Source organism: Duganella violaceipulchra (assembly GCF_019166075.1).
GTDB classification, from domain to species: Bacteria; Pseudomonadota; Gammaproteobacteria; order Burkholderiales; family Burkholderiaceae_D; genus Rugamonas; species Rugamonas violaceipulchra.
In genome coordinates, this window is the sequence record NZ_JAHTGR010000010.1 from 287,782 (window position 1) to 294,575 (window position 6,794).

Annotated in this window: 9 protein-coding genes; 2 read left to right on the forward strand and 7 right to left on the reverse strand. The window is 66.4% G+C overall.

All coding sequences use genetic code 11. The annotated features are described in order from the left end of the window. Positions 1 to 2: 2 nt before the first annotated feature. The 7 genes from KVP70_RS20170 to KVP70_RS20200 form a co-directional block, all read right to left on the reverse strand. Positions 3 to 1,166 carry a patatin-like phospholipase family protein gene (locus KVP70_RS20170; RefSeq protein ID WP_217943936.1) on the reverse strand — a complete coding sequence of 388 codons (1,164 nt, stop codon included), beginning with the start codon at positions 1,164 to 1,166 and terminating at the stop codon, positions 3 to 5. A gap of 45 nt (positions 1,167 to 1,211) precedes the next feature. After that, a complete protein-coding gene (locus KVP70_RS20175) occupies positions 1,212 to 1,577 on the reverse strand; it encodes a hypothetical protein (protein WP_217943937.1) in 366 nt (121 codons plus the stop codon). A gap of 12 nt (positions 1,578 to 1,589) precedes the next feature. Beyond that, positions 1,590 to 1,958, reverse strand: a complete 369-nt coding sequence (locus KVP70_RS20180) for a phage holin family protein (RefSeq protein ID WP_217943970.1) — start codon at positions 1,956 to 1,958, stop codon at positions 1,590 to 1,592. 18 nt (positions 1,959 to 1,976) lie between these two features. Beyond that, entirely contained in the window at positions 1,977 to 2,279 is a 303-nt protein-coding gene (locus KVP70_RS20185) for an ElaB/YgaM/YqjD family protein (RefSeq protein ID WP_217943938.1), read from the reverse strand. A 61-nt stretch (positions 2,280 to 2,340) separates the two neighbouring features. Then, entirely contained in the window at positions 2,341 to 2,868 is a 528-nt protein-coding gene (locus KVP70_RS20190) for a ferritin-like domain-containing protein (protein WP_217943939.1), read from the reverse strand. A gap of 20 nt (positions 2,869 to 2,888) precedes the next feature. Then, the gene (locus KVP70_RS20195; RefSeq protein ID WP_229224948.1) at positions 2,889 to 3,782 is read right to left on the reverse strand and encodes an OmpA family protein; all 894 of its coding nucleotides are present in this window, start codon (positions 3,780 to 3,782) and stop codon (positions 2,889 to 2,891) included. An 11-nt stretch (positions 3,783 to 3,793) separates the two neighbouring features. Then, on the reverse strand, positions 3,794 to 4,183 hold the full coding sequence (locus tag KVP70_RS20200; protein WP_217943940.1) for a DUF4398 domain-containing protein: 390 nt from the start codon (positions 4,181 to 4,183) through the stop codon (positions 3,794 to 3,796). Between the two features lie 138 nt (positions 4,184 to 4,321). On the opposite strand from KVP70_RS20200, the gene KVP70_RS20205 reads away from it, so the two are divergent. Beyond that, on the forward strand, positions 4,322 to 6,373 hold the full coding sequence (locus tag KVP70_RS20205; protein ID WP_217943941.1) for an AsmA family protein: 2,052 nt from the start codon (positions 4,322 to 4,324) through the stop codon (positions 6,371 to 6,373). Between the two features lie 117 nt (positions 6,374 to 6,490). Next, positions 6,491 to 6,715: a YMGG-like glycine zipper-containing protein gene (locus KVP70_RS20210; RefSeq protein ID WP_217943942.1), complete on the forward strand. Its 225-nt coding sequence runs from the start codon at positions 6,491 to 6,493 to the stop codon at positions 6,713 to 6,715. Positions 6,716 to 6,794 lie beyond the last annotated feature (79 nt).

The following is a 6,794-nucleotide window of genomic DNA, read 5'->3' on the forward strand; positions in this document are numbered from 1 at the left end:
ACTTAAGCGGCCCGTTCCTGCTCGTGCACCGGCTGCCGCAACGGCGGCAGTTCGTGCACGACCAGCGGCGTGTCTTCCGTCACAAAGCTCAACCAGCCGGCCGCCGTGATGGCGCGCAGCGCATCCTGATAGCCCTGCTCCCAGCGCCATTCAATCGAGCCCTTGGAGAAGTTGATGTCCTTGGCCGCCATATTCCAGTCGCGCCCCGCATACGCCAGCCGCACCACGTGCAGCGTGCTGTCGCCGCCCAGCCCGGCCAGGTCTTCCCGGCCCTGCTCCGACCGCGCCCGCTCCGGCAACTCCGCGTACAAGGCGCGCAGCTTCTGCTTGAGCTTGTGCGTGGCGACGTAGTCCTGCAAATGGCGCGCGGAACGCGAGGCAAAGGTCACATCCTTCTGCCGCGTCTGCACCTCGTCCAAGGTGGTCGGTTCCGGGCCGTCGGCGTTCCACAAGTCCACCATGAAGCACAGGGTATCGACATGCTCGTTATCGTCCAGCACGGTTTCCAGCGGCGTGTTGGAATACAGGCCGCCGTCCCAGTACAGCTCGCCGTCGATGCGCACCGGCGGAAAGCCCGGCGGCAAGGCGCCGCTGGCGCGCACATGCTCGGCGCACAGCTTCTGCTCGCGGTTGTCGAAGCTGCGCAAGGTGCCGCAGGTGACCTTGAGCGCATTGACCGTCAGCCGCATGCCGCCCGGCGCGTTCAGGTAGTCGAAATCGATCAGGCGCTCGAGCGTTTCGCCCAGCTCGCTGGTGTCGTAAAAGCTGGCCTGCTCGGGCGCCACGGCGGTCCCCAGGGGGAACAGGCTCATGAAGCGCGGCTTGAAGAAGCCCGGCACGCCGCGCATCACGGTATCCCAGGTTTGCAGCAGCACGTTGGAGCGCCGCTGCGTGTCCGGCACCCGCGTCATGTCGTAGCTGTCGCGGTGGGCCACGCCGTCCCAGAACTCCTTGAGGCGGCTCAGGCGCGTTTCGTGCGGATTGCCGGCCAGGATGGCGGCGTTGATCGCGCCGATCGAGGTGCCGACGATCCAGTCCGGCGCCAGGCCGTGCTCGTGCATCGCCTGGAACACGCCGGCCTGGTAGGCCCCCAGCGCGCCGCCGCCCTGCAACACCAGCACCACGCGCAAGCGCTGGGGATTCAAATTCGGTTTCGCACTGCTCATCTGTGACTCCAATTAAAAAACGCCGCGGTGGCGGCGTTTGGGGGATTAGTCCTGCTCCGGCGCGGGTTTGCGCCGCAGCAGCCACGCCATGCCGAGGCCGGCGGCCAGGGCCACGCCCATGGCCGGCTTGAGCAGGCGCTTGCGGGCGATGTACGAGCCCACCGTCAGCGCATACGGCAGCATGGCCTTGAAGTTGACACTCTTCAGGCCGCCCGGCTGCAACAGGCCGCCGAGGCGGGCCTGGGCCATGGCGATGGCCTGCTCGACGGCGCCGTGCAGCATGGCGTCCGGCTGCAGGGCGTTGCCGACCAGCGCCTTGGCGTGCACCACCTTGATGCGATACAGCTCGCCTTCGCGGATCAGGCGCTGCAGGTCGGCCTCGACCGCGGCGCGTTCAGCTTGTTTGCTCATCTGCTCTCCCGGTTACAACAGCATGTCGCGGTCGGACTTCAGTTCCGCCATGGTCGCCGGCATCGACAGTTTGCCGCTGCGTATCAGGCCGCGCGCATACAGCATCAAGCCGATCGCGATCAGCAGGAACACGCCGGTGATGATGGGCAGGATCTTCCAGCCGAGCGCATCCCAGGCCAGGTAGGCGATGGTCACCGTGCCGTAGGCCAGCGCGAAGCAGCCCGCCACCACGGCCAGCGCGAACACCAGCACCAATTGCAGCAGATGATTGCGCACCTGCGACAATTCCAGCGCGGCCAGCTCCAGCCGGGTCAGCACCAGGCCGATGCTGTTGCGGGCGATATTGCCCAGCGACGCGATCAGGCCCGGTGGACGGTTCATCTCATCGGACACGATGGCTTACTTGCGGCCGATGATGACACCGATCAGCAGGCCGACGCCGGCTGCGGCGGCGATCGAGCGCCATGGGTTTTCCTTGACGTAGACATCGGCCTGCTTGGCCATTTCCTTGCTGGCGACGAGCGCGCTTTGCTGCGCTTCGTGGGCCTTGGCCAGCGCGGTGTCGAGCGCGCGCATGCCGCGGCCGCGCAGTTCTTCGGCCTTTTCGCCGGTCAGCGCGGTGGCGGCGGTGAACAATGCTTGCGCATCCTTAACCAGAGTTTTCACGTCGTTGTTCACGGTACTGATGTTTTGTTCCAGCATGATGGAGCTCCTGTTATGGTGGTGTGAAGTGAAAACTGTACAGCAAACTGCAAAAACAGCATTATCCCAGCAAATCGCGCATATCGTCGGCGTGTTCCTCTTCCACCGCCATGATCTTGATCAATAAATGGCGTGTGGTCGGATCGGTCGCGCCGATCTGTTCGATCATCTGGCGGTACGACTCTATGGCGACACGCTCAGCGATCAGGTTGGCTTTGATCATCGATTGCACATCGTCAGATGCATCATACTCGGCATGGCTACGTGCGAGCAATGTTGCCGGATTGAAATCAGGCTGGCCGTTCAACTGGATGATACGCTCCGCCAGCCAGTCCGCGTGTTCTTGCTCTTCCATGGCGTGCTGCAGGAACTCGGCCTTGACCGAACCGTTGTCGCGCCCGCTCACCGTGTAGTAATGCCGCTTGTAGCGCAGGATGCAGACCAGCTCGGTGGCCAGCGCGTCGTTGAGCATCTTGATGACGGCCGCGCGGTCGCCCTGGTAGCCGGCCGTGACCGGGCCGTCCCGCAGGTTGCGCGCGGCCGCGCGGATGGCTTCCTTGTCGATGCCGGTATGGGTGGATTCAGCCATGATATGCATTCCTTAAAAAGTTAATGACGGGTGGCGATCGGCGCGCCGTTTTGCGACAGCACGATCTCGACGCGGCGGTTCAGCTGGCGGCTGCCGGCATCGCTGTTGCTGGCCACCGGGAAGGCTTCGCCATAGCCGCGGGTGGCGATCTTGTCGCTCTGGACGCCCAGGCCGATCAGCGCGTTGCGCACCGCTTCGGCACGGCGCTGCGACAGCTCCAGGTTGTGCGTAGCGCTGCCGGTGCTGTCGGTGAAGCCTTCGATCAGCACCACGCTTTGCGGTTCCTGCAGCAGCACGTCGGCCATCTTCTGCGCGGTGCGCATGCCTTCGACGCTGAGCTCGGCGCGGTCGACGTTGAACAGCACGTCGCTCAGCGTGATGACGATGCCGCGCTCGGTTTGCCTGGCTTGCAGGTCGGCCAGCTGCTGCTGCAGCGCGGCGTTCTTGGCCGCCTCGTCGCGCGCGCTGTTGGCGGCGGCGTCGGCCTGGGCGCGGGCGGCGTCGGCGTCAGCCTTGGCCAGGTTGGCCTGCGACTTGGCCTGGTTGGCTTCCACCGTGCGTTGCTCCAGGCGGATCTCGTCGCGCTGGTGGCCGGCGTTGGCCATCTCGTTCTCGGCCTGCTTCTGCTGGGCCACTTCACGCGCGGTGGCGATCTTCTGCTTGGCGATGTAGGCCAGCTTGTCGATCTCGTCCAGGCTTTCCTTCTTCGCGGCGGCGGCGTTGGCGCGGTCCAGCGCATCGGACGCGGCCTTGAATTCCAGCGGCGCGTTGCTGGCGACCGACGGCGTGCTCTGCGCGGCCATGAAGTCGCCGCGGGTCTGGTCGAGCAGGCTGGTGGTGGTCGGCGTGGTGCTGCACGCGGCGAACATGATGGACATGGCGAACACGGATGGAATGAGGTACTGGGATTTCATGGCGGAGCTCCTTATTGTTGGGTGGTGGCGTTACTGCGGTTCAGTTCTTCACGCAGCGCGCGGATGCTTTGCTGCAGCTCGTCCGCCGCCATCGTGGCCTTGCTGGAACCGGCCTTGCTCTGCGCCAGCTGGGCGTCGGCCGAAGCCTGGTTGGCCAGGTCCTGCGCGGCCTTGTAGTCCTTGGCGGCCAGCGCCTGGTTGGCGCGCATCAGTTTCTCGCGGGCCGATTGCATTTCCGCCGGGGCCAGGTCGGCGGCGCCGGCGCTGGTGGCGTTGGCGACGGCGGCGCGCGAGACGGCGACGTCGGCGGTGGCCGGGGTTTTATTGCCGGCGCAGGCGCTCAGGCCCAGCACGGCGGCCACGGCGCACAACAGGGTCAGACGGGTTGGAATGGTGGTCATTATTGTTCTCCTTGAAAAATCATACGGTAGGATGACGTTATAGACGCTTGCCGATGCAGCATCAGTACGGTGCCGCACATAGCTCGCCAGGTCTGGACTAGTAAAATGGCGTCACTCCAATAAGAAAACAGGCCAGTCATGTCCCAGCCCCGCCGCCGCACCCGTATCGCACTTGCCATCGCCGGCGCCCTGGTCGCCGTGCCCGCCATCGCCGTCATCGTCCTGGTCAATGTCGACTGGAACCGGGCGCGCCCGTGGCTGAACGACAAAGTCAGTGTGGCGATCGGCCGTCCGTTCGCGATCCGCGGCGACCTGTCGCTGACCTGGGAACGCCAGGGCCACGGCGACGCCGACCGCACCTGGCGCGACTACCTGCCGCTGCCGCACCTGGTGGCGCGCGACGTCCACGTCGGCAACCCGGCGGGCTGGCCGGCGCAGATGGAAATGGCCAGCGCCAGCCAGTTCTCGTTCTCGATCGACCTGCTGCCACTGCTCGAGCACAAGCTGGCCATCCCGGTGCTGCGCTTCGACAATCCGGTGGTGCTGTTGCAGCGCCAGACGGACGGCCGCGACAACTGGACCTTCAAGCCGGCCGACCAGCCGTCGCCGTGGCATCTGGACTTGCAGCGGGTGGTGTTCACCAAGGGCACGGTGCACTACGTCGACGCCATGACCCAGGTCGACGCCGTCGCCGAGGTCGACACGCTGAACGCCGATCCGACCTATGGCGTGGCGTGGACGCTGCGCGGCAAGTGGAAGCAGCAGAACATCGCCGGCGGCGGCAAGGCCGGCGCCGTGCTGTCGCTGCGGCAGCAATCGACGCCCTACCCGCTGGCGGCCGACCTCGACGTCGGCGGCACCAGCATCGCCGTGGTCGGCACGCTGACCAAGCCGTCGGCGCTGGCCGCGCTCGACATGCGGCTCAAGGTAAGCGGCCCCAGCATGGCGCGCCTGTACGGCCTGACCGGCGTGCTGCTGCCGGAGACCCCGCCGTTCGCCACCGAGGGCCATCTGAGCGCCAGCCTGGGCGCCCACGCCAGCCGCTGGAGCTACGACCAGTTCAGCGGCCGCGTCGGCCATTCCGACATCAGCGGCAAGTTCGAGTACCAGTCCGGCCAGCCGCTGGCGCGGCCGCTGCTGACGGGCGCGGTGCAATCGAAGCTGCTGCAGTTTTCCGACCTGGGCCCGCTGATCGGCGCCGACTCCAACGCCAGCAAGCAGGCGCGCGGCGTGGCGCCGGTGCAGCCGGGCGACCGCGTGCTGCCGGTGGAAACGTTCAAGACCGAGCGCTGGACCGCGCTCGACGCCAAGGTCGGCTTCAAGGCCGCGCGCATCACGCGCGACAAGGACCTGCCGATCGCCAACCTCGACACCATGATCCACATGCGCGACGGCGTGCTGTCGCTGACGCCGATGAACTTCGACATCGCCGGTGGCCGCTTCACCTCCAACGTGCTGCTCGACGGCAGCGGCAGGCTCAACCCCAACGCCATCCGCGCCGAGCTCAAGGCCGGCGCGCGCCACCTGAAGCTGCGCCAGCTGTTCCCGCGCATCGAGGAAATGCAGGCCACGGTGGGCGAGGTCAACGCCGACATCTCGCTGTCGGCCACCGGCAACTCGGTGGCCGGCCTGCTGGCCACGTCGAACGGCGAGCTCAAAGGCGTGATCAACGAGGGCAGCGTCAGCAAGCTGCTGCTGGAAGAAATGGGCCTGAACATCGGCAACGTGGTGCTGACCAAGGTGATCGGCGACAAGCAGGTCAAGCTCAACTGCATGGTGACGGACTTCGGCGTGACCAACGGCCTGATGCAGTCGCGCCTGTTCGTGGTCGACACCTCGGACGCCAAGATCGACATCTCCGGCACCGTCAACCTGGACAACGAGAAGCTGGACCTGACCATGCGGCCCGACGCCAAGGGCTTGCGCATCATCTCGCTGCGGGCGCCGATCTATTTGCGCGGCACCTTCAAGCGGCCGGACGTCAGCGTCGACAAGGGTGTGCTGGCCTTGCGCGCCGGCGGCGCGCTGGCGCTGGCCCTCGCCGCGCCGGTGGCGGCCATCCTGCCGCTGATCAACGCCGGCCCCGGCGAAACCACCGGCTGCGCCGCGCTGCTGGCCCAGCAGGGCGGCAAGCCGGTGGCGCCGCCGCCGGGCAAGCCGCTGGCGCCCAAGCCGTCGCTCAAGCGCTGAGCCTTGCCACGCTTCTATGTGCGATGCCGAACGGAGTCGACACGAATTCTTGCGTACTCTGACCTCATTGGTGTGGGCACTCCCTGCCGCGCCTCAATCAGTCGCAAGGAGAAAATCATGAACAACATTAAACAGCTGGTATCGACCGTCGCCATGGTGGCGGCCACCCTGGGCCTGAGCGCATGCGCAGGCATGTCCAACCAGGACAAGAACACCGCCATCGGCGCGGGCGTCGGCGCGGTAGCCGGCTCGGTCCTGAGCGGCGGCAGCGCCGCCGGCACCGTGGGCGGTGCGGCGGTCGGCGGCGTGATCGGCAACCAGGTCAGCAAGCCGCCGCGTTAATCTTCAGCGGGGGTCAAGTCTGACATTCGGACACGAGCTCTGCCGTAACGAATGCTACGGCAGAGCTCGTGTCCGAATG

Bases quoted from the DNA above. Each gene is read 5' to 3' on its own strand.
- KVP70_RS20170 (WP_217943936.1), bottom strand. From the start codon at position 1,166: ATGAGCAGTGCGAAACCGAATTTGAATCCCCAGCGCTTGCGCGTGGTG.
- KVP70_RS20175 (WP_217943937.1), bottom strand. From the start codon at position 1,577: ATGAGCAAACAAGCTGAACGCGCCGCGGTCGAGGCCGACCTGCAGCGC.
- KVP70_RS20180 (WP_217943970.1), bottom strand. From the start codon at position 1,958: ATGAACCGTCCACCGGGCCTGATCGCGTCGCTGGGCAATATCGCCCGC.
- KVP70_RS20185 (WP_217943938.1), bottom strand. From the start codon at position 2,279: ATGCTGGAACAAAACATCAGTACCGTGAACAACGACGTGAAAACTCTG.
- KVP70_RS20190 (WP_217943939.1), bottom strand. From the start codon at position 2,868: ATGGCTGAATCCACCCATACCGGCATCGACAAGGAAGCCATCCGCGCG.
- KVP70_RS20195 (WP_229224948.1), bottom strand. From the start codon at position 3,782: ATGAAATCCCAGTACCTCATTCCATCCGTGTTCGCCATGTCCATCATG.
- KVP70_RS20200 (WP_217943940.1), bottom strand. From the start codon at position 4,183: ATGACCACCATTCCAACCCGTCTGACCCTGTTGTGCGCCGTGGCCGCC.
- KVP70_RS20205 (WP_217943941.1), top strand. From the start codon at position 4,322: ATGTCCCAGCCCCGCCGCCGCACCCGTATCGCACTTGCCATCGCCGGC.
- KVP70_RS20210 (WP_217943942.1), top strand. From the start codon at position 6,491: ATGAACAACATTAAACAGCTGGTATCGACCGTCGCCATGGTGGCGGCC.